The following is a 21,951-nucleotide window of genomic DNA, read 5'->3' on the forward strand; positions in this document are numbered from 1 at the left end:
CCGCAGTCCCCTTGGGGGACTGCGGCTGAATTCACATGATCAATACAAATCAAAGATTACTCGATGATTGTAGCAACACGGCCTGATCCTACTGTACGTCCGCCTTCACGGATAGCGAAACGAAGACCCTGCTCCATAGCTACCGGGTGGATCAGCTCGATTGTCATCTCTACGTTGTCACCAGGCATGCACATCTCTGTTCCCTCAGGAAGCTCGCAAACACCTGTAACGTCTGTTGTTCTGAAGTAGAACTGAGGACGATAGTTGTTGAAGAACGGAGTATGACGTCCACCCTCGTCCTTTGTCAGAACGTAAACCTGAGCTGTAAATTTGTGGTGGCATGTAACTGAACCGGGTTTGCAAAGAACCTGACCTCTCTCGATCTCTGTTCTCTGGATACCACGGAGAAGTGCACCAATGTTGTCACCAGCCTGAGCCTCGTCAAGCAGCTTACGGAACATCTCAACACCTGTTACAACAGTCTTCTTTGTCTCCTCATGGATACCAACGATCTCGACCTCGTCAGATACATGAAGTGTACCACGCTCTACTCTACCAGTAGCAACTGTTCCACGACCTGTGATAGAGAATACGTCCTCTACAGGCATAAGGAACGGCTTGTCTGTGTCACGCTGCGGATCCGGAATATAGGAATCTACTGCATCCATCAGCTCCATGATCTTGTCTCCCCACTCTCCGTCCGGATCTTCCAGAGCCTTCAGAGCGGAACCCTGGATGATCGGTGTGTCATCTCCCGGGAACTCATACTCGTCAAGCAGCTCACGGATCTCCATCTCAACCAGCTCAAGGAGCTCCTCATCGTCAACCATGTCACACTTGTTCATGAATACAACGATGTAGGGAACGCCTACCTGACGGGACAGAAGGATGTGCTCTCTTGTCTGAGCCATAACACCATCTGTAGCAGCAACTACAAGGATAGCGCCGTCCATCTGAGCTGCACCAGTGATCATGTTCTTAACGTAGTCAGCATGTCCCGGGCAGTCAACGTGTGCATAGTGACGCTTATCTGTCTCGTACTCAACGTGAGCTGTAGAAATTGTGATTCCACGCTCTCTCTCTTCGGGTGCCTTGTCGATGTTGTCGAAAGCAACCTCTGCGTTACCAGCTACTCTGTGGGCAAGAACCTTTGTGATAGCTGCTGTAAGAGTGGTTTTACCATGGTCAACGTGGCCGATGGTACCAATATTACAATGCGGTTTTGTTCTTTCAAATTTAGCTTTTGCCATTTTGAATATCCTCCTTATTCAAGCGCCCTTTGGGCATTTTTCATGATTTTATCAGTTTACTCGGCTATTTCTGATTATATTTCATATCCCCTTGTTTTTCAAGCCTTTTTCATACTTTTTTGGCTGAAAACCGGCGAAAATTAATCATTCTTTCCGGATAACACTTTTTCCTGTACTGATTTCGGAACAGGTTTGTAGCTGTCGAAGAACATGGAGTAGTTTCCACGGCCCTGTGTTCTGGAACGCAGGTCTGTAGAGTATCCGAACATCTCAGAAAGCGGCACGTGTGCGCGCACGATCTTTCCTCCGCCCAGATCATCCATACCCTCGATCTGACCACGACGGGAGTTCAGGTCACCGATGATATCTCCCATATACTCCTCCGGCATGGTTACTTCCACCTTCATGATAGGCTCAAGAAGCACCGGAGCAGCCTTCTTCATAGCATCCTTGAATGCAAGTGAGCCTGCGATGTGGAATGCCATCTCACTGGAGTCTACCTCATGGTAGGATCCGTCGTATACAGTAGCGTGGATGCCTACTACCGGGAATCCGCCAAGGATACCGGACTTCATGGCCTCCTCGATACCTTCGCCTACAGCCGGGATGTATTCCTTCGGAATCGCTCCTCCGACTACAGTGGACTCGAACTTGTATGTCTCCTCACCGTTGACATCCATGGGCTCGAATTTCACTTTACAGTGTCCGTACTGTCCACGTCCACCGGACTGCTTTGCGTACTTGCTGTCCACGTCAACAGCCTTTGTAAACGCCTCCTTGTAGGCAACCTGAGGTGCACCTACGTTGGCCTCTACCTTGAACTCACGGAGCAGACGGTCTACGATGATCTCCAGGTGGAGCTCACCCATACCAGCGATGATTGTCTGGCCTGTCTCGGAATCTGTATGAGCACGGAATGTAGGATCCTCCTCTGCCAGCTTCGCGAGAGACTCTCCAAGCTTGCCCTGGGATGCCTTTGTCTTGGGCTCAATAGCCAGCTCGATAACCGGCTCCGGGAACTCCATGGACTCAAGGATAACCGGGTGCTGCTCGTCACAGATCGTGTCTCCTGTTGTGGAGAACTTGAATCCGATAGCGGCCGCGATATCTCCGGAATACACCTTATCCAGCTCATGTCTCTTGTTGGCGTGCATCTGCAGGATACGTCCCACACGCTCTTTCTTGTCCTTTGTCGCGTTCAGTACATAGGAACCGGAGTTTACAGTTCCTGAGTATACTCTGAAGTAAGCGAGCTTACCTACGAACGGGTCTGTCATGATCTTGAATACGAGAGCAGAGAAGGGCTCCTCGTCGGAAGCATGTCTCTCCACTTCATTTCCATCCTCGTCCACACCCTTGATAGCCGGGATGTCTGTGGGCGCCGGCATGTACTCAATGATCGCGTCCAGAAGCTTCTGAACACCTTTGTTTCTGTAAGCAGATCCGCAGCATACGGGAACTGCTGTACACTCACATGTCGCCTTACGAAGAACAGCCTTCAGGGACTCAACGGACGGCTCGTCGCCCTCCAGATACTCCATCATCAGGTCGTCGTCCAGCTCGCAGATCTTCTCAACCAACTCTGTGTGGTAGAGCTCTGCATCGTCCTTCATATCGTCCGGGATATCGGTAACGGAAATGTCATCGCCCTTCTCATCGTTGTAGATGTAGGCCTTCATTTCCATCAGGTCGATGATTCCCTTGAACTCGTCTTCCTTGCCGATAGGCAGCTGCAGACAGATGGCGTTCTTGCCAAGTCTTGTCTTGATCTGCTCTACAGCGTTGTAGAAGTCAGCACCTAAAATGTCCATCTTGTTGATGAAAGCCATACGAGGTACGTTGTATGTGTCGGCCTGACGCCATACGTTCTCTGACTGAGGCTCTACACCACCTTTGGCACAGAACACACCTACTGCACCGTCAAGTACACGAAGTGAACGCTCAACCTCTACCGTGAAGTCAACGTGACCCGGAGTATCGATGATGTTGATACGGTGTTCCAAAGCGCCCTTTTTCGGCTTTGTGAACTCTTCCAGAGTCCAGTGGCATGTGGTAGCGGCTGAAGTGATCGTGATACCTCTCTCCTGCTCCTGCTCCATCCAGTCCATGGTCGCAGTACCTTCGTGAGTATCACCAATTTTGTAGTTAACACCAGTGTAATACAGGATACGCTCTGTCAGTGTCGTCTTACCGGCATCGATATGAGCCATAATACCAATATTTCTGGTTCTCTCCAATGGATATTCTCTTCCAGCCAAGGTTTTTTCCTCCTATTAGAATCGATAGTGAGCAAACGCTTTGTTTGCCTCTGCCATCTTGTGCATGTCTTCTTTTCTCTTCACTGCTGCGCCTGTGTTGTTTGCAGCATCCATGATCTCGTTCGCCAGTCTCTCCTCCATTGTCTTCTCGCCTCTTGCGCGGGAGAAGTTGGTCAGCCAGCGAAGCGCCAGAGTCTGTCTTCTGTCAGCTCTTACCTCGATCGGCACCTGGTAGTTGGCTCCACCGATACGTCTTGCCTTTACCTCAAGTACGGGCATGATGTTGTTCATAGCCTCTTCAAATACCTCGATAGCCGGTCTGTCAGTCTTTGCTGCGACTCTGTCAAATGCTCCGTATACAATCTTCTGCGCGATACCCTTCTTACCGTCTAACATAATGTTATTGATAAGCTTTGTAACCACTTTGCTGTTGTATAACGGATCCGCTAATACGTCTCTTTTCTGCGTATGTCCTTTACGTGGCACGGTTCTTCCCTCCTTAAACATTGTTTTCTATCAAGAACAGCCGGGCCGCTCCCGATACTTTGATTAATTCACAGGTACTCACATGTGTCTTTCTAATGATACAGTGTAGTGCACAGGCCATACAGGGAAGAAAAGAGTCTCTTCTATCTGTAAACACCTGTAACTTACTTCATCATAGTTCTGTTTGTGACTACAAATTCAGATCTTATTTTTTAGCGTCTTTCGGTCTCTTGGCACCGTACTTGGAACGAGCCTGTCTTCTCTTGGCAACGCCTGCTGTATCCAGTGTTCCTCTTACGATGTGATACCTTGTACCAGGAAGGTCCTTAACACGGCCTCCACGGATCAGGACAACGCTGTGCTCCTGCAGGTTGTGTCCCTCGCCCGGAATATAGCTTGTTACCTCGATTCCGTTGGAAAGACGAACTCTGGCGATCTTACGAAGAGCTGAGTTAGGCTTCTTCGGAGTAGCTGTCTTAACAGCTGTGCAGACACCTCTCTTCTGCGGCGCAGATGTGTCTGTTGCTCTCTTTCTAAGGGAGTTGTACCCTTTCTGAAGTGCCGGAGCTGTAGATTTCTTTACAGAAGTCTGACGTCCCTTTCTTACTAACTGGTTAAATGTTGGCATTTCTTTTCACCTCCTACGATTAAAAATAAGTTACGGGTTTAAACTCTTGCAAGTTTAAGGCGTGCGAAATACTGCGTATCCCTATGCACGCCAGACTATTTTATTATGGATGTGCCCAAAAGTCAAGGGCCTGCGGGATTTTTTTCTCCCGCAGGCCCCTGTTTTCCGCCTGTTTTTACATATTTTTTACGAATCCCACTCACATACGAAGCCGACCGTGCTCTCCCCGTAGTAGGAGCTCAGGTCATCCGGAACGTCCGACCATACCCACTGGCCGTCCACCAGGAACATGACCAGACAGTTCTCATTCCCCCCGTCGTTGTTGGGCTCTCCCGACATCCACGCCGTGTAGGAGAAATCCTCCCCGTTGGTCCACTGGAAATTGCCGTCCGATCCGCGCTGTCCCCCCAGGAAGAGGACCTTCCTCCCGGACTGGTCTGCCAGCTGCACGATCTTGTCGTACTCTGCCTGACTTCCCACAGTGGCAAGATATCCGCCCTGGGCCTTGCAGTAGGCGTCCGCCTGAGCCCAGGTCATCCGCTGGGCGACCACCTCATAGCGGTGCTCCCCGGAAGCGCTCTCGTCCCCCGCCCCCGCCGCGTCACCGGCATCCTCGGAGGTGCTTCCGTCCGCTGTCACCAGAATCGTACTCTTCACGTCTATCTCATCGCCTGAGGGCTGCACCTGCTCCAGCTTGGCTTCCTTGCCACCACTCTTGCCGCCCCCTGCGCCGCCGCTGGCTGAGGAGGTGATGAACACGCCCACGACCGCCGCGATGGCTGCCACGATCAGTACCGCAAGCACGATAGCCGCAATCTTCCATCCGCTCTTTGTCTGCTTTTCTTCCATATTATAATCTCGCCTCCTTAATACCAGATGCTGCCGGGAGTAAATGACCACAGCTTATATGTATCCCCGTCATAGACAAACTGCGCACTTGCGTAGGAGGAGCCGTCCTTTGTCCGGCTCTCCGGCGCGTCATCAAACAGTCCCTGATAGGTATAGATGACGTCATAGTCATAGCTCAGTTCAGCCTGAAGGCTTCCATTATAAGTTCCCACTTCAGACACATCGCACTCAAAGCCGCTCAGCTGCAGCTGCTGAGCCGAAGAGTACTTATCGGCCTCCAGACTGTTCCTCAGATTCTCGTAATAATCCTCATTGCTGTCAGGAGCCCCCTCCGCGAACAGATCCTTCACCTCATCAAAGGAGCTGCCGGCCAGAGCAACCTGGCAGTAGGCCTCCATAGCCTCCTGCAGCTTTGTCTCCACAGCCTGCGTTCCCTCTTCCGAGAGCGTCAGGCCGGATACTGTGCACTCAGACTGAGCCGCCGTGTCAAACTGGGCCTCATACGTCTCACACCAGGGTATCTCCGCCTGTATACTGTGGACTCCGTTGAAAATGGAGATCTGATAGCAATCCTGGCCCTCCTCCTCTGAGACCAGATAGTCCTCTGTCAGCTGGACGCCGTCCACCGCTGTCTGCGCCCCCTTCGGCACATAGATATTGTAATTCTGGGCGATCAGCCCGTCAGCCGAGACTTTCCATGTATCGAAAAACAGCATGGACTTTCTGCTCTGTTTGACCACCGTGACCGTGGTGCTGGACTGCCCCTGCCCGTTTATAGTATAGTTCACCTCAAAGGTCTGGGTAATCCCGTCCCCCATATTGCCGGCCGGCTTCTGCACCTGGAAATTGGTGATCTCCGGCAGGGAGCTGGCGTCCATGATCTTCTCGTACTGATCCTCCTGGATGAATTCTCCATCCGGGATCTCCAGCATGCCATAGACCTCCTCCCAGTCCTGATCCGCATAGGCCTTAAAGTATTTCTCTGCCACAGAGATAGCGCTGCTGCGGCTGTTCCCGATGGCGAAGAAGGCCACGACCAGCAGCACAAGGCACACCGCCTCCAGGATGACTGCGATCTGCAGCCTGGACATTTTCTTTCGGGGCGCCCCTCCGGCAGCCATGTTCTGGGTAAAATCCTGGTCAAATCCCTGGTTCATGTTCGGATCATAATTCTGGTCCATACCCGGATCGAAGCCCTGGTCCGAGGAGCCCTGCTGCCATTGCTCTGGCTCCGGCTGTGCCTCCGGCTCTACCGGCTGGTCAAAGGCTGACACCTGTTCTTCCGGCCGCTCTGCGCTTTCCGCCTGTTCTTCTTCCGGTCCCGTTGCCTGCTCCGGCCCGGCAGTCGGTTCTTCATCACTCTCCATATTTGGCGCGTTTTCCGGCTCAGCCGCAGGCTCCACTTTTGTCTCTCCGGTTTCCTCCGGCACGTACTGTGCCTCACCCTCCAGCTTTGTCCCGCAGTTCTCGCAGAATTTTGAGTCGTCTGTGTTGGCAGTTCCGCAATTTGGACAAATCAGCATTTCTCTCTCCTCCTTTTCCGGCATTTCAGTCAGAAAATGACTGTTTCTGTCTAACTTAGATTTTAATCTCTCAGGACAGACATGGCAATAGTCAATTTGGGAAAATGCCAACAATAAACACCAGCGAGTAACTGGTGTAGAAGACTTGTTCATATACAATTTAGCTATATAATAAATCTGCAATTCTCTCGGAGGTCAAAAACCGCGGGACAGAGTCCTAAATCACGAACTCTGTCCCACGGTTTTCACGTTTCATTCTCCATCTCTTTTCATTCATCTGTCAGTATCAGCCAGCCACTTCTCCACCACAGCAACCTTCTCTTCCACTGCCTTAGCAATCTGCTCCACTGTCATGCCCATTTCCGCCAGATTGAAAGCTATACTCTGCTTTTCTTCCTGTCTTCCCTCTTCCCAGGCCTCTTCCCGCTCCTGTCTTATATGCCTCGCCTAATCATACTCATATATGCTCATCCTCTTTGCCTCCGCTTGATATTTCCTTAGAAACTCTTCAAGGATCCCCTCCCGGATACATTCTGTGATGGTGCACTCCACCGCCTCTTCTATGGGCATCTCCGCGGCATATCTTCTTAGGCGGGCTGTTTCTCTTCCCCGTTGTAGAAGATGATAAACCGGGGCGGCGGAAGCATTACCTTTTTCCTCCCGTACAGGTTTTCATTTTTCGTCAGATCCGCGTACAGATCTGCCAGATACAAAAGCATCCGCAGCGGAAGATAGGGGCTGTAGGTAGACTGATGCTCATACAGGGAGAGCCGGGAGTCGATCACAAAGGACAGATCGTTCTTTATGGCCATGTAGATGGCATTCTCCAGCGTGTTGACGCTCAGCGCCCCGGGATCCTTATACTGTTTTCCACTTATTGCATTATAGAGTCCCAGCAGCTCCTTCTTGTCGCTGAACAGCATGGTAAACAGAGAGGATTTATAGTTCCGGTTGGGAACAGGGTATGCCTTCTTCCGATTCTGCTTCTTTTGTTTTCTGCTCATAGGTACCTCCTTTTTCAAAAATCGCAGGAGGCAGCCTGTAAAGATGAAAACACAAGCTTCCGAACATAGTTTTCAAAAAGCCTCTCTGCTTTGTCGATGGGAATAAAAAGCATTGAGATTTCTTTTAGCTCTTCTTATCAGACTTGCAGACACGGCAGACGCCGCAAAAGAAAAAAACTGCCAGAAATATAATGCTTTGTAACTATAGTAGCACATATTTCCAGCAGTTTCCATAATTTTTTTTAATATCGTTCCTTTTAAAGCCCCAGATCCTTCAGCATCTGGTACCCAGAGTCCCATGACCCCCACCGTAGTCCCGAAGCATTGAAGAACATTTTATATAGAAAATTAGGGAAAAGAACCAAAAATGAAATCGAAGTATACAGCCACTATGCATGTTTTTAGGATACCTCCTTTTTACACTTTCACAGGAGTTTCTCCCCCCTCCTCCCCACGACCCGCCAGAGCAGGAACACCACCGCCGCGCCCGCTATCACGCCGCAGGTATCAATGCCCCAGTCCGTGAGCTGACAGCTCCGCCCCTCCACAAAGAGCTGATGGAACTCATCCGTGGCGGCGTACAGGGAGCCGGTCCCGGCAGAGAGGAGGAAGAGACGTTTTCCCTTATGTCCGTAGGCCCGGTACATGAGGGCCAGGAGCACGCCCAGGACGGCGTACTCTGTAAAATGCGCCGCCTTCCGGACGACGTGGTCGATCCTTTCCGCGAAGGCGTCCTGCCTCTCCTGCGGCCAGTCCTCGTAGCCATCTGCAAAGAGCAGACCCGCCACATGTCCCACGGAAAGGCTCATCTGCTCCGACTCATCCGCCGGCTGGGCGGAAAACGAGAAGATGATCGCCATCCACAATATCACCATCAGTGTAAAGATATTTTTCTTCATTACTATTGTTCCTTTTTCCTAAACTCTGTCCTTCGGAGCCACTCGCGGGCGATGAGTTCCGCTCCCCTGCCTGTCAGGTGGATGCCGTCCACCGTGATCCGATCGTATCCCGCGATCCCGGCCTCCCGGGACAGCAGATCGTGGAGCGGGATAAAAAGGGCTCCCGCTTCGGTGGCAGCTGCCCGTTCCACCTCTTCTATCTCCCTGACCAGCGGGATCCAGTTCCTGTACTCCAGCGGCCATGGGAAAATAAACGGCCCCATGCAGACGATCCGGGCCCGCGTCCCCTCCCTGTCCGCCGTGTCCACTTCGTCCACTCCCAGCATAGCGGCGATCCGGCTCACATAGCCGTCTCCGAGCCTGCTCTGCCCTTCCGGCGCCATCTGGAGATCATGCCCCGCGTCTGTGATACTGTCCCCCAGAAAAATGATCTTTTTCCTGCTCTCCATCCACTTTCTCCTCTTTCAAAAAAACTGCCAGGGATACTGTGTCTGCTGTTATAGTAACACATCTCCCTGACAGTCTCTATAGGAATTTTATATCATCTCAGTTCCGGTCATCTCTGTTCAGAGCCCCGGTCTTTCAATATCCTCGCAGGCGTCCTCCACAGAAGATCCAGGGCGGCCTCCCGCCCGTACTTCAGCTCTACCAGCTCCCTGACCTCCCTCAGGTCCGGCGTGCGGAGCACCGGGTCGTGGGCGTCCGAAGCGACGAGCCCCGCCAGCCCCCGGCTGAGTATCCAGTCCGCGGTCCGGCCGGCCCGGCCTCCAAAGTCCCCCAGCAGGCTCCCCTTGTTGACCTGCAAGAGCAGCCTCTCTCCGGCGATCTCCCGGAGGCATCCCGGATCTCGCTGGACAAAATCATATCTCTCCGGGTGGGCTAAGATCACCTGATACCCCTGACGATCCAAAAACTCCAGCCGCTTCCTGGCCCGAGCCTGCGGGATGTCAAAGACAAACTCCGCAAGGATCCAGTTCCCGCCGCGCAGCCCGGGCAGGCGGTGCCTTTCCGCGTAACGGAGGGTCTCCCCGGTCAGGAGGATCTCCATCCCGCCGGCCAGCTTCAACCGGATCCCGGCCAGGCGGACCTCCCGGCGCAGCATGGCCAGCCTCTTTCGGTAGTCCCGCAGGCAAGCCCCTGGATCCCCCTGCGCAAGATTGCCGTGGGACGTAGCCGCAAGGATAGTCACACCGCTGTCCGCAGCCATCCTCGCCATCTCCAGAGCGTCCTCCATGCTGCGGGCCCCGTCGTCAAATCCCGGCACGATATGAGAGTGCAGGTCTATCATATAGCTTCTCCCTCTTCCTGTTTCTGCTGATATTTTCCATAGCCGTATTTTCCGTAGCCATACTTTCCATACCCGTAGCCGTATCTGCCGTAGCCGTAGACTCCCCCTGTCTCCGGGCAGTTATTGAACACATAGCCGGCAAAGGAGGCCCGGCGGCCGCTCAGAGACGACAGTCCTTCCCGTATCCGGTTCTGAGGGACCGTATCATATCTTATCACATAGAGGATCAGGTCCGCGAACTCCGCCAAAAGGCCTGCATCCTGGAACATCTCGCAGGGCGGGCTGTCTAAGATCACATAGCTGAACCGCTGCCGCACCTCCTCAAAAAACACACGCAGCCCCTCATCCGTCAGGATAGCTGCCGGCTTTTCATATTTCCGCGTACTTCCCAGGAAATGGAGCCCGCTGTCTTTGATCCGCCTGATCACCGCCCTGGTCTCCTTCCCCTTCTCCGCCGCATCCTTCAGGTCGTACTTTCCCCTGATCCCGAGCAGGTCCGCATCTGACGGTTTCCTGAGATCCCCGTCTGCCAGCAGGACCTTCTTCCCGTCCGCTGCCAGCATCCGGGCCAGGTTCACCGCGACCGTAGACTTGCCCTCTCCCGCGGCCGTGCTGGTGACAAGGATCACCTTACAGCCCTCCCTGCCCGCCAGCCTTCCTATCCGCAGGCGGAGGGAGCGCATGCTCTCCCTGTAACCGTGAGGGGTCCTCTCATCCAGGACGGAGATACGCTGCTGTCCCTGATTCTTTCTGGCTTTTACCTGGAGATGCGGGAGCATGGCCAGGCATTTCAGGCTGGTCACTTTCTTCATCTCCTCCGGATCTCTTGCCGTCCTCCGGAACAGAGCCATCACTCCCAGGATACAGAGCGCCGCGAACGCACCGCCCGCTCCTCCAAAGGCCAGGCTCCTCTTCACGCTCATCTGGTTAAACGGGGCCGTCGGCACTTCCATCTCATCCAGCATATTGAACTGGATCTCCCCCAGCACAGACCGGGCCGTCTCCGGGTAGATCTCCAGCGCCGCCGACAGGATATCCGCCGCGTCCTGCGGATCCGGGCTCTCCGCCCGCATGGTGACCACATTGGAATCTGTGATCGTCTCCGCCGATATCGTCCCGTTCAGCTCATCCGTCCCCAGCTGATCCAGGAGCATGCTGCGGAAGTAGCTGCTCTCCAACACATAGGGGAACGTCTTTGAGAGCTGGTCGGCCGTCGTCTGGTCATAATAGAAGCTATAGCTTCCGCTGTCCTCATCTCCGGTAGCCACCGTGAACGTGGCGCTGCTCTGGTACAGGGGGGTCTTTCCCAGCCTCTGGTACAGCGTGAACCCGGCCGCCCCGATGGCCGCCAGGAGGACGACCGCCCACCAGAACCTCAGCAGGAGCTTCCACATCCCCCAGATCAGCCGCCCCAGGTCGATCTCTATCTCATCTTCTGTTTTTTCTATCCTGATATCCTGTCTCTGGTCTGCCATATCACTACCTCTTTCGCCTAGCCGTTTTTCTCCAAAGTCCTCTCCCGGTCCGCCTGGTACCCGCCATAGCCATAGCCGCCGTAACCTCCCTCGTCTGCTGTCCGCAGCCACTCCCTGTGGAAGGCATTTAAGATAAATCCGGCGAAATCTTTCCCGCTCTGCCATATCATGTCAACCGTGTCGTTGATCGTCCTGACGTCCGCGCCGTCCTCCCTCACCACAAGGAGCACGGAATCCACCACATTGATCCAGACTTCCGCGTCCGAGGACACGGCCATGGGAGAACAGTCCACGATCACATAGTCCATCCGGCTCTTCCAGCTCTCCAGCAGCGCCGGGAGCCTGCCGACGTCCAGGAGCTTCGTCGTATCCTTTACGCTCTTAAACTGGAACAGTTCAAAGATCCGGTACTTCCCGCTGTACCAGAGCGCGTCTGACGGCTCCGCCTTCCCCGCCAGCACGTCCGACAGCGCCGCCCGGTCCCCCTTCCTCTCCTCAAAGATCTTGTGCATGGCAGGCTTCAGCAGGTCCCCGTCGACCAGGAGCACTTTCCGGTGCTTCTCCGCCATGGCCAGGGCCAGATTGGCCGCCACTGTTGATTTGCCCTCATTTTCCATCACGCTGGTGACCAGGAGGACCTTCGCCGCTTTTTTTCGCAGGTGGTACTCCACCCGGGCCTCAGCCCGCCTGGAACTCTCCGCGAATCCCATGGTCACCAGAGGGGACTCCAGAAGGATGGACTGCTTATCCTCTGCTCTCCTGCCTCTCTTTCTCTCAAAGGGGATGATACCCCGCACCTTCCCGTCCAGCTGCCTCTCTCCTCCCGCCGGCGTCTTCACCGTAAACCGCAGGAGATAGAACAGGACCACGATCCCCGCCATGGCCGCCATCGCCAGCAGCACGAGGATCGCCCGCCAGGACATGACCCACGAGGTGTTGGACGGTTCCGTGGGCACCTGGGGCTCCTGCACGATCTGCAGGGATGAGTTGGCAAATACGTCCCCGGCCACATCCTCGTAATTGCGCAGCGCGGAGATCAGATACAGGTACGCCTCCCTCGGGCTTTCGCTGGTCGCCGATAATGTCATCAGGTTCGTCTCTGTGACAGGCGAGCAGGCGATCTGGCCGGAAATATCCTCCCCGGTATCCTCTCCGATCCGCGCCCGCAGGGCGTCGCTTGCGAACACCTGGCTGAAGACGTCCGCCATATCCGAGGCCAGTGACAGGGACGAATACGTATTTTCCTCTCCCTTCAGGCTCACCACCAGGGTAGAGGAAGACGTGTATTCCGGCTGATAGGTCAGGTTATGCCAGCCGGTGGCGAGAAAGAACATGGAAACCCCTGCCATCAGGATCATCCAGAGCTTTCCCAGGAGCTCCATGCAGAGCCCGCGCACGCTGATCTCATCCAGTCTGAACAACTCCCGTCCCATCCTACTCGCCTCCTTCCACGATCACGGTCAGCCAGGTCTCCCCCGTATTTCCGGCGGCGTCAGCGGCCTGGTAATGGATCTCGTAACACCCCGGCGTGTTCACGTCCACGCCCGACTCGATGGAAACAGTCCCCGGATCCAGCGCGTTACCCGCCGAGTCCGTCACACCCGCCACGTAGGAGGCCGGGTCGATGGACTCCCCTGCGGTCAGATACACGATCCCGCCCGTCAGCGCAATCCGCACATTCCTGTTCTGGGCATTCACCACATGGACCGGCAGGGCCGCCGAGGCGGTGTCGCCGAAACTGTTGGTGACCTCCACAGATACGGTGTAATTTCCCACTGAAGAATAGTTTACATCCGTATCCGTCTGGACGATCCACTCCGTCCTGCTGCCGTCCAGCTGGTCCTCCGCGCCCAGCCGCGCCATGGTCTCCGTATAGGACCCTTCTCCCTCCGCAAATACCAGAGGTTCTGTCAGGGTAAACCTGGGGCCGTGATAATCGGTAAAACGGACCTCCCTGGTAAGGGAGGCGCTCTGCCCCGCGGAGTCGAAGACCACATAGGTCAGGTCGGCGACGCCTGCCTCCGTAAAACGGGAGAAAGCTCCCGCCACGATCTGGTCCGTCAGGTCCCCGTCCTGCTCATCGGAGGCGCTCACGCCCTCCATCAGCTGTTCCATGGTATATGCACAGGGGATCTCCAGCACATCCCGGTCGCTGACGATCTCGGGCGCGTCCGGGTCCCTGCCCTTAAGCTCCAGTATCTCCGATACGCCGAACAGAGCGGCGGACAATATAAACACGACCATCAGTCCTATCTTTACCAGTCTCATCTATACCCTCCAAAACATGAAATCAAAATTCTTCCAGGAACCTGCGGATGCCCTCTTCATCCACTTCTTCCAGCCTCTGTCCGCCCACCTTGTACACCCGGCTGCACATGGAAAAGACGCTGGGCCGGTGGGCCGCCACGATGACCGTGCGGTTGGGTTCTTTCTTAATGATCTGCCGCAGCACCCGCCGCTCCGTCGCCACATCCAGGGCGCTGGTGGCCTCGTCGAGGATCATCACCGGCGCGTCCGCAAGGAGGGCTCTCGCAATGGACAGCCGCTGCTTCTGCCCCTCGGAAAACCGGGTGCCCCGCTCCCTCACTTCCGTGTCCATGCCCTGGTCCAGCTTCTCCACAAACTCCCAGGCGCAGGCCGCCTCCAGGGCCTCCCGGATCTCCTCATCCGTGGCCTCCGGCTTCACCATCCGCATGTTATCCGCAATGGTGCCGGAAAACATGGTATTTCCCTGGGGGATGTAGCTGAACATGCACCGGGTGGAAGAGGAAGCCCGCAGCTCCTTTCCGCCCGGATTGCCCACCCGGACGCACCCCTTCCGGGGATGGTAGAGCCCCAGCACCAGGTTCAGGGTCGTGGTCTTGCCCTGGCCGGAAGGCCCGATGAGGGCCACGATCTCCCCCGGCTCCGCCCGGAAGGAGGCGTCCTGGTAGATCCAGTCCTCCTCCTCATACGCGAAGCTCACATCCTCCATATGGACATACACGCCGCTCTCCTGTCCTTTCCGTCGGATCTCATCCGCCTCCTCCTTATCCTCCATGGAATCTCTGGGAAGGCTGGTGATCTCCATGATCCGCTCCGCGCTGATGCCGGAGCGGATCACCATGGGCAGCAAACCCAGTATGCCGCTGAAAGACCCCCGCAGGGAACCAGCCATGGACACGAACATGGTCATGGTGCCGTAGCTGATCTCCCCCTGCCACAGGCGGAAGGCGGCGAAGCCATAGCAGGCGTATCCCACTGCCTGCCCCACCAGGGAGGTGGCGATGGTCATGGACTGCTGGAACCGGTTCTGCTCCAGCGCCAGATCCACCGACTCCCTCTGGATCTTGTGGAACTTCTCCGTCACCCGGTCGATCATGCCAAAGGCCTTGATAAACTGCAGGTTCTGGAAAGTCTCCTGGTCGAACACGGTGCGGTCGCTGGCCACATTCTGGTTGTCCCGCTGGAACTGTCGCATCTTCCTGGCCGAATACCGGGAGGTGAGGAAAGAGACGGGCGCTCCCATGAGGGCGATCAGCGCCATCCAGGGGTCATGCTGCACTACGATGATGAAGGCTCCCCCGAAACTGATGACCGTTGTCACCACATTGGGGAGAAACGTCAGGATGGTGTTGGCCACCATGCCCGCGTCCCCGTTGACCCGGTAGAGAAGATCGCCGGAGCGGTACTTGGCCAGAGACTCCCAGTTGGTCCGAAGCACCTGCTCATAGATGTCCCCCCGGATCTCATTGGTGACTTTCAGCCGCACCTTCAGGGACAGCCGGGACTTCACCGCATTGATGAAGATCTGGGACACGCCCACGCCCACATAAGTACCCGCCACCCGGACGATCTCCATGGAGTTCACCCCGGTGATGGCGTCCACCAGGTCCTTGCTGACCACCGAGGTCCCAAGCCCCAGCACGGAACCGGAGGCCCCCAGCAGGATGTAGACGCCGATGAGCAGCCAGTAGCGGCGCACATAGGCGTACATCCACAGCACTTCGCCCATGATCTGCTTCAGCCGTCCCTCTTTAATTCTCTGTATGTAATGCCTCACAGAAGCCATATCCTATGTAACTCCCCTTAAAATGCAAAACCTCACTCCCATATCCCTCCGCCAAACGCGGGAATACGGGAATGAGATTCCCCCTCTTGCTTCTCTTTTCACTTGTATCTGTATCTACACGCTGCCGCCGAACACCGCTTCCTCTGTCAGCCGGACAGCCTCCTCGTCCGGACGGCAGGAAAGTTCGTAGACAGGCACAGTCCACAGTAAGGCGTCCAGTGTCTTACAGGCAGCCTCATGTCCCTCCTTGTACCAGGTAGGGAAAAATACACTGTTCATTACCTCAGAAACCATCTCAAAGCCTGTCAGTCTGCGAATCGAATTTTCAGGACTTTGCTTCAGGATCACCAGCGCCGCCAGTGGTACCTGCCTGTTCAGACAATAGGGTGAAGATCCGTGCCACGGAGATCCGCAGCCAAGAAAACCATCCTCTTCCTGTTTGACAAACACCATATCCCCATTAATGATCTCGGCATTTCGGTATTTCATCCACAGTTCAGCCTGCGTTGTTTTCCCAATGCCGGAAGGACCAAGAAACATCATGCCTCTTCCAGATATATCAATCAGGGAGGCATGCATTTCTATAGCATGTCGAGTAGATAAATGGGTAAGTATCAATACATTAAGAATCTTATAAACATCAAACTTATTTCCATCAAAAGATGTCACCTTGGCTCTCGTCCAATCATCATCAACGCCAAGTATACATTCGTTTAATCTCAATATGTTTTTTCCCGGTTGCTCGTCTAAAACTGCAATCCCGTTCTGATAATTTTTACACGAAACAATATGTATTTCCAGATCAGATTTACCCTTAGCATTCTGACAAAAAGAAGCCCATTCAGACCATAATTGGTATTCGGACTTTATGGTTATACTACTTAGGAATTTGTATTCCATCTTAACCCACAGTTACGCATCCGTAATAATGGTTGCGAAACGATCCCCAAGCGTCTTTATCTATACTATTCAATAATGCTGTAACTTGGTGATATATTATCTCATTAATCTGGGTTTTCTTATCTTCATCAGATAAAGATGAATTTCCTAAAATAGTAGTTATTTTTTCATCATTATTAAACTCGGCCCAATCCCCCATTCGTGTTATGCCACCTGTACTATTCCAATATACCTTTATATATGTTTGATGTTCACCTGGAAAATCCGTCGATTCTCCTGAAAACCCTATATCATCATTAAGTGCCATTGTTACAACTTCACCATTAATTTCTTCGTAAGGCATTTTAATCCTCCTTTATCACAATCAGTCTATTTTAATAACTGAAATATCTTTTTACAATAAACATCTTTCACTTTACCAATTCCACCATTATTGCAGGCCAAAGTTGCTATACATCTTCTACATTTATCTTTTATTTCACATGTATAACATTTTTCCGGCCACCGGATACTTTCACTATACTCCTGCAAAGTTTTCCAGTTTTCTTCAAAACTTTCTTCCAGTGCATCAATTTCGGGTCTATTCAAGAATAAGCAGAACCTCATATATCCATCCCATGTAATAACATAGCCAGTTCGGTAAAGATCACAGTATTCACATGGCTTTTTCTCTGCCTTAAAAACTGGATTCTCATTCCATTCTTTTGATACTTCCCGAGAGCACCCAAGATCGTATGCACTCAAAGCACATTCCCTCACATCTGTATCAGCACCTCGCAATGAAGGATAACAGCATGTACTGTAATACCATGCATAATGATGTTGCAAAGCATATCTAAATATATGATCCTTGTCCTCAACATTCTGCTTCACAAAGGTTGTCACCAGCTGAATGGGTATCTTTAACTCTCGCAGTTTCCGAATCCCCTCATCTACCCTTGTGAATCCCTGCTCAACCTGGCAGACTTCCCGATATACCTCATCATTGGAGCCATAAAGGGTAATCTTTGCTTCATGGGGCGGATACTCATAAAAAAGCTCTTCTACTTTCTCCGTTATGGAATAAGCATTTGTCTGCAGAGTAATCCGGAATCCCATTTGGGCTAATGCTCTCCAGATAGTTTCAAATTCCGGATGCAGCAGCGGATCTCCGCCAGTGATACATAAGGAAAATACTCCTGCTTTCTGCGCCTGTTCTCCCATTCGGACCCACTCTTTGGCGGTCAGTTCTCTTCCTCTACCAACCTTTGGAATTTCATCCGGCTGAAGATGTACATAGCACATACGGCAATTCATTCCGCATCTCGGAGTCAGTTCAAAGGTCGCCTGGATCGGACGACACTCCTCAAACGCCTTTTCCTTTATCTGTTGAAACAGGCCCTTTCTTTTCCCCGGCTCAGTCATGATGCTTCTGCTCCTGCAGTTTCTTTTTCTCCCGTTCTGTCAGCTGAAGCTTGACTGTTCCCAGAATTGGTTCCGGTTTTCCGGACTCTAACATGAAATTGTTGTCCAGAAGTTCAATAAACTTATGTATATCGTTCCGAAGCCGTTTTTCTGTCACATCTGTATACTCCTGCAATGCCCTGGCTACAAGAGAATCTTCTGTAAACTCCCCTTCTTCCATCACTTTCCAGATGAATGAGGCCGTGGAACTGATATGCATTGGCTGACAGATCTGTGAAAGCCTGCCGACAGGCATAACCAGATATTGTCCGGCTATCTCCCGCAGGATCAGTCCGTCTTTTAGCTTCACCCTTATCACGCTCCCCTTATCTTGTGCACATCCAGCAATTTTCACACTATATTATGTACCTTGGAAATGCCGCGCCTGCAAGGGCTGCCGCAAAAGAGCATAGTGTCCTCCAGGTTCATAATGCATATAGTATATATGTCCCTATGTTACCGAACCGTTACCGGCACCACAAATCACTGGAAGTGCCAAAAGGCACATTCCGGGATTGTAAGCGGTCGCCAGGGGCTCGGACAAGCCCGGACTTTGGCTCGTCGCCAATACAAAAAAACAGGCCCGCCCGGGATCCTTTCCGATCCCCGGGAGAGCCTGTCTCTTAGTCTGAAATCCTGATGATTTTCTTTTGGTTTACCGTTTCAGCCGTCTGCGGAGCAGCAGGGCAAATGCCGCCAGCAAGAGGGCCAGAAGCGCCGAAGCAAGGTACAGCATCACAGGGCTGTCATCCCCGGTTCTTGCGCTATCCCCGGCCGCAGAGACCGGTGCGTCCTTGTGGTTCTCAAAGCGGACTTCGCTGATCTCGCCCGGCAGGATCTCGCCGGCAGCGCAAGGGTGAGGGTGAGCGTCTGCTCCTTTGCAGGCAGACGGTTCTCTGCTTCCTCCTGCGCGGCGCTGATGCGCGCGGTGTAGTCCGTGAGGGCGTCCGCCTGCCAGGTCCACGCCCCGCCCTCCGGGAGGGAGGTGAGGGTCAGATCCCAGCCAAACGAAGCCTCTTTTCCCTCTGTTGGCTCCTCATTTTGCGTGCTGATGGCCGGCTGCTCCCCTGCCGGCTCCGCGGCCTGCAGATTTTGCGCTGGCCATGGTCAGGATCATGGCCAGAGCCAGCAGAAAACTGACCGCACGGGTTTTCATACGATTTCCTCTCAATCTTACCACTCCTTATATGTTCCTCATCATTTTTATGGTTTTTACAATATTTTATGTATATCCATAAAATATTACTGTAAAAACTTTAAAACGTCAACCGTTTCACGCCCGCTATCCCTGCATTTCTTCCGCAAAATTCTCCAGTCTCGCGCCGGTCTCCTCCGCCCAGGAGTACTCCTCCAGGTAGCTGCCGCTGATCTGCCAGGCGCGCAGCGCGTCCCGGTTTCCCTGCAGAAATTCATAATAGTCGCAGTCCATCTGCCGCACATCGATCTGGCAGGCTCCCCGGCTGCCGGAAAAAAGCGCCTCCGCGCCGTGCTCCGCCAGCACCTGCCGGATCTGCATGACCGCCTTGCGGTACAGGTTTTTGACCCGGTCGTCGTAGGCCCGGTTCTCCCACAGCTTGTCCACCGCCTCCTCAATGGTGACGGCGCCGCCCCGGTGATCCACGCACAGAGCCAGCAGCTCCTTGGCCTTGGCGTTGGGGAAATACACCGCCTCCCCGTCGATAAACACATCAAACCGGCCGAAGGTGCGCGCGTAGACCCGCTTTTTCTGCCGCGCGGCAAGAAGCCTCGCCCGCTCCAGGGCCTCTGTGATGTCCTGCTTATTGTAGGGCTTGGTCAGGTAGTAGTCCGCCTTCACCTTCAGGGCGTCCAGGGTGTACTGCTCGTAGCCCGTCAGGAAGATCACCACCAGGTCCGGCCGGATCTCCCGCAGCTTCTCCGCCAGGGCAAGGCCGTTCATCCCCGGCATGGCAATATCCAGGAAGGCCGCCTCCACCGGGTGCTCCTGCACGTACGCCAGGGCATCCACAGGATTGGTAAATGCCCCCGCCACCTCGACGCCCGGCATGTCTTCTGTCTCCATCTCAAACTGGCGCAGGGCCAGCCTCTCATCATCCACGATTATGACTCGCATGTATCTTCGCTTCCTTTCTCTGCCGTGCCTTCTGTCTTCGGAAATCTGACTGTCACCAGGGTCCCCTTCCCCGGCCGGCTTGCAACCGCAAGGGAACCGCCGGCCAGCTCCTCCACCCGGAACCGGATGTTGGCAAGGCCGATGTGGGTGTATTTATGTTCCGCCCCGCCCCAGGCCTGCCTCTGCTCCAGCTCTTCCGGGTCAAAGCCCACGCCGTCGTCCTCTACTTCCACCACGTAGGCATCCGCCTCCTCCCGGCTGCGGATCGTCACCGTGCCGCCCTCCACCCGGGTGCAGATGCCGTGCTTCACTGCATTTTCCACCAGGGGCTGCACCGACAGGGGCGGCACCAGGAAGCTCTTCGCCCGGATATCCGTCGCCACCTGCAGCCGCTCCTCAAACCGGATCTTCTCGATGTTGAGATAGGCCTCGATGTGGCGCAGTTCCCGGGAAAAGGGGATCTGGGCCTCTGCGCCCATGTTATCCAGATTGGATCTTAAATAGGTGGAAAAATCATACACCGTCTGCTGCGCTTTGTCCGGGTCCACCTTGATCAGCGTCCGGATCGAGTTCAGCGCATTGTAGATAAAATGGGGTTTGATCTGGCTGGCCATCAGCTCCGCCCGGCTCATCTTAAGCAGGCGGGTCAGCTCCTTGTTATCCCGCACTTTCTGCATAAATGTGGTGAGGATGATCCGCAGCTGGTTCAGGGCGTACAGAAGGATTGCCAGGCGGCCGGCAAACCCGATCCGCTCCGCGCTTCCGTAGGTCCCCGCCGCGTCCGCCACCGTCACAGCCACCGCGATCACAAGGCATGCCAGCTCGGACCGGATATGGTCGCCTTCCTTCCGCCTCACCGCCGCAATGTGGACCGCCAGAGCGTACAGAAGAGACGCGCCCGCTGCCACCGCCGTCACCGGCCCCAGGGTCACAAGGTCCGGGCCGCCGGCCAGACTGGACAGAAGGGCCGCCGCCGCGTACGCGAGAGTCAGGTAAAAGAGCCCCTTCGTCCCTTTTCCCCAGATCCCCGGCCATCTCTCATAGAGGTAGGCCGCAAGAAACGCCGGAAAGGCAAGGGCCGACAGAGCCGAGAAATAATACCAGGCCTCCAGCCCCACCATGCCGGACGGAAGCCCCGCTCCCCCGGCCAGCCAGAAGGCCAGGCACAAAAGCATGATCCCCAGGTTCTTGTGCCAGCTGTACAGCCGGTACCGCCTGCCAAGGAGCGAGATCAGAAGGATCACGACGCCGGACAGGCCGATCAGGGAGCTGGCTCTGGAGAGCTTCGTCTGTTTGGAAATGATGGTTGTCACCATGTCGTCAAAGTCGCCGTAAAAGACCTGGCCGATGGCACCGCCGCAGAAGCGGTACGGCGAACGGATCACAATCCGGATCTCTTTCCCTGCGTCCTCAGGGCCAAGCCGCACAAAATTCCAGGCGTTGGTGATCTTCACGCCTATGAGTTTCTCCTCCGGGAACTCATAGGCCAGCCGGTCCCCCACATACACCCGGACGTACTGCATCCGCGTGCGGAACACGACCGCAGAATCTTCGTCCGCATCCGCCGGGATCTTTTTCGTGTATTCTACTTCCGCGCCCCGGGGCACATCCAGCTTCGCCGGCAGCGGGCCCGCGCCTTCCATCTGTCCGCACCGGTAGGTCCAGTCCCCGCCGAACACTTCCATCTGCCTGCTGCTGAAGAGGTCCTGCCGGGTGGCAAAGAGAAGGAGCAGCAGGAATGCGGCCAGCAAAAGCGCCGCCACGCCCCCGGATATCCATTGTATTTTTCTGTCTTTCATGCTGTG

22 protein-coding genes are annotated in these 21,951 nt (G+C 54.5%); all 22 read right to left on the reverse strand.

Features of this window, described 5'->3' with window-relative positions; translation table 11 throughout:
- Positions 1-56 precede the first annotated feature (56 nt).
- Entirely contained in the window at positions 57-1,250 is a 1,194-nt protein-coding gene (gene tuf, locus NI21_RS0113680) for an elongation factor Tu (RefSeq protein ID WP_033126769.1), read from the reverse strand.
- Positions 1,251-1,390: 140 nt separating this feature from the next.
- Positions 1,391-3,508: an elongation factor G gene (gene fusA, locus NI21_RS0113685; RefSeq protein WP_033126770.1), complete on the reverse strand. Its 2,118-nt coding sequence runs from the start codon at positions 3,506-3,508 to the stop codon at positions 1,391-1,393.
- A 15-nt stretch (positions 3,509-3,523) separates the two neighbouring features.
- Entirely contained in the window at positions 3,524-3,994 is a 471-nt protein-coding gene (gene rpsG / locus NI21_RS0113690; RefSeq protein WP_033126771.1) for a 30S ribosomal protein S7, read from the reverse strand.
- A gap of 205 nt (positions 3,995-4,199) precedes the next feature.
- Positions 4,200-4,622 (reverse strand): 30S ribosomal protein S12, encoded by a 423-nt coding sequence (rpsL, locus tag NI21_RS0113695; RefSeq protein WP_033126772.1) that lies wholly within the window; start codon positions 4,620-4,622, stop codon positions 4,200-4,202.
- Positions 4,623-4,808: 186 nt separating this feature from the next.
- Positions 4,809-5,471, reverse strand: coding sequence for a C-type lectin domain-containing protein (locus NI21_RS0113700; RefSeq protein ID WP_033126773.1), 663 nt, complete (start codon positions 5,469-5,471; stop codon positions 4,809-4,811).
- A 17-nt stretch (positions 5,472-5,488) separates the two neighbouring features.
- A complete protein-coding gene (locus NI21_RS16805) occupies positions 5,489-6,994 on the reverse strand; it encodes a zinc-ribbon domain-containing protein (RefSeq protein ID WP_033126774.1) in 1,506 nt (501 codons plus the stop codon).
- Between the two features lie 447 nt (positions 6,995-7,441).
- Entirely contained in the window at positions 7,442-7,564 is a 123-nt protein-coding gene (locus NI21_RS17320; RefSeq protein WP_369792837.1) for a hypothetical protein, read from the reverse strand.
- Positions 7,565-7,581: 17 nt separating this feature from the next.
- Positions 7,582-7,998, reverse strand: a complete 417-nt coding sequence (locus NI21_RS17325) for a hypothetical protein (protein ID WP_033126775.1) — start codon at positions 7,996-7,998, stop codon at positions 7,582-7,584.
- Between the two features lie 425 nt (positions 7,999-8,423).
- Entirely contained in the window at positions 8,424-8,897 is a 474-nt protein-coding gene (locus NI21_RS0113720) for a VanZ family protein (RefSeq protein ID WP_033126776.1), read from the reverse strand.
- A gap of 2 nt (positions 8,898-8,899) precedes the next feature.
- On the reverse strand, positions 8,900-9,346 hold the full coding sequence (locus NI21_RS16160) for a hypothetical protein (RefSeq protein WP_052084134.1): 447 nt from the start codon (positions 9,344-9,346) through the stop codon (positions 8,900-8,902).
- A 107-nt stretch (positions 9,347-9,453) separates the two neighbouring features.
- Positions 9,454-10,185 (reverse strand): tyrosine-protein phosphatase, encoded by a 732-nt coding sequence (locus NI21_RS16165; protein ID WP_052084135.1) that lies wholly within the window; start codon positions 10,183-10,185, stop codon positions 9,454-9,456.
- Positions 10,182-11,660, reverse strand: a complete 1,479-nt coding sequence (locus NI21_RS0113735; protein ID WP_033126777.1) for a polysaccharide biosynthesis tyrosine autokinase — start codon at positions 11,658-11,660, stop codon at positions 10,182-10,184. The genes NI21_RS16165 and NI21_RS0113735 overlap by 4 nt, the downstream gene beginning before the upstream one ends.
- Before the next feature lie 17 nt (positions 11,661-11,677).
- Entirely contained in the window at positions 11,678-13,093 is a 1,416-nt protein-coding gene (locus tag NI21_RS0113740) for a polysaccharide biosynthesis tyrosine autokinase (RefSeq protein ID WP_033126778.1), read from the reverse strand.
- Position 13,094: 1 nt separating this feature from the next.
- A complete protein-coding gene (locus NI21_RS0113745) occupies positions 13,095-13,928 on the reverse strand; it encodes an immunoglobulin-like domain-containing protein (RefSeq protein ID WP_033126779.1) in 834 nt (277 codons plus the stop codon).
- Positions 13,929-13,950: 22 nt separating this feature from the next.
- The gene (locus NI21_RS0113750) at positions 13,951-15,702 is read right to left on the reverse strand and encodes an ABC transporter ATP-binding protein (protein WP_242842872.1); all 1,752 of its coding nucleotides are present in this window, start codon (positions 15,700-15,702) and stop codon (positions 13,951-13,953) included.
- A gap of 123 nt (positions 15,703-15,825) precedes the next feature.
- On the reverse strand, positions 15,826-16,200 hold the full coding sequence (locus NI21_RS16810) for a hypothetical protein (RefSeq protein WP_147581210.1): 375 nt from the start codon (positions 16,198-16,200) through the stop codon (positions 15,826-15,828).
- Between the two features lie 412 nt (positions 16,201-16,612).
- Positions 16,613-16,954, reverse strand: a complete 342-nt coding sequence (locus tag NI21_RS0113760) for a hypothetical protein (protein WP_033126782.1) — start codon at positions 16,952-16,954, stop codon at positions 16,613-16,615.
- 26 nt (positions 16,955-16,980) lie between these two features.
- Positions 16,981-18,015: a radical SAM protein gene (locus NI21_RS0113765; protein WP_033126783.1), complete on the reverse strand. Its 1,035-nt coding sequence runs from the start codon at positions 18,013-18,015 to the stop codon at positions 16,981-16,983.
- The gene (locus NI21_RS0113770; protein ID WP_033126784.1) at positions 18,008-18,364 is read right to left on the reverse strand and encodes a PqqD family protein; all 357 of its coding nucleotides are present in this window, start codon (positions 18,362-18,364) and stop codon (positions 18,008-18,010) included. Before NI21_RS0113770 ends, NI21_RS0113765 begins: the two co-directional genes overlap by 8 nt.
- Positions 18,365-18,709: 345 nt before the next feature.
- Positions 18,710-19,018 carry an LPXTG cell wall anchor domain-containing protein gene (locus NI21_RS0113775; protein WP_033126785.1) on the reverse strand — a complete coding sequence of 103 codons (309 nt, stop codon included), beginning with the start codon at positions 19,016-19,018 and terminating at the stop codon, positions 18,710-18,712.
- Between the two features lie 318 nt (positions 19,019-19,336).
- A complete protein-coding gene (locus NI21_RS0113780) occupies positions 19,337-20,146 on the reverse strand; it encodes a response regulator (protein WP_033126786.1) in 810 nt (269 codons plus the stop codon).
- Positions 20,134-21,945 carry a sensor histidine kinase gene (locus tag NI21_RS16170; RefSeq protein ID WP_052084136.1) on the reverse strand — a complete coding sequence of 604 codons (1,812 nt, stop codon included), beginning with the start codon at positions 21,943-21,945 and terminating at the stop codon, positions 20,134-20,136. Before NI21_RS16170 ends, NI21_RS0113780 begins: the two co-directional genes overlap by 13 nt.
- Positions 21,946-21,951: the final 6 nt, after the last annotated feature.

Source organism: Eubacterium sp. ER2 (assembly GCF_000765215.1).
GTDB classification, from domain to species: Bacteria; Bacillota; Clostridia; order Lachnospirales; family Lachnospiraceae; genus Claveliimonas; species Claveliimonas intestinigallinarum.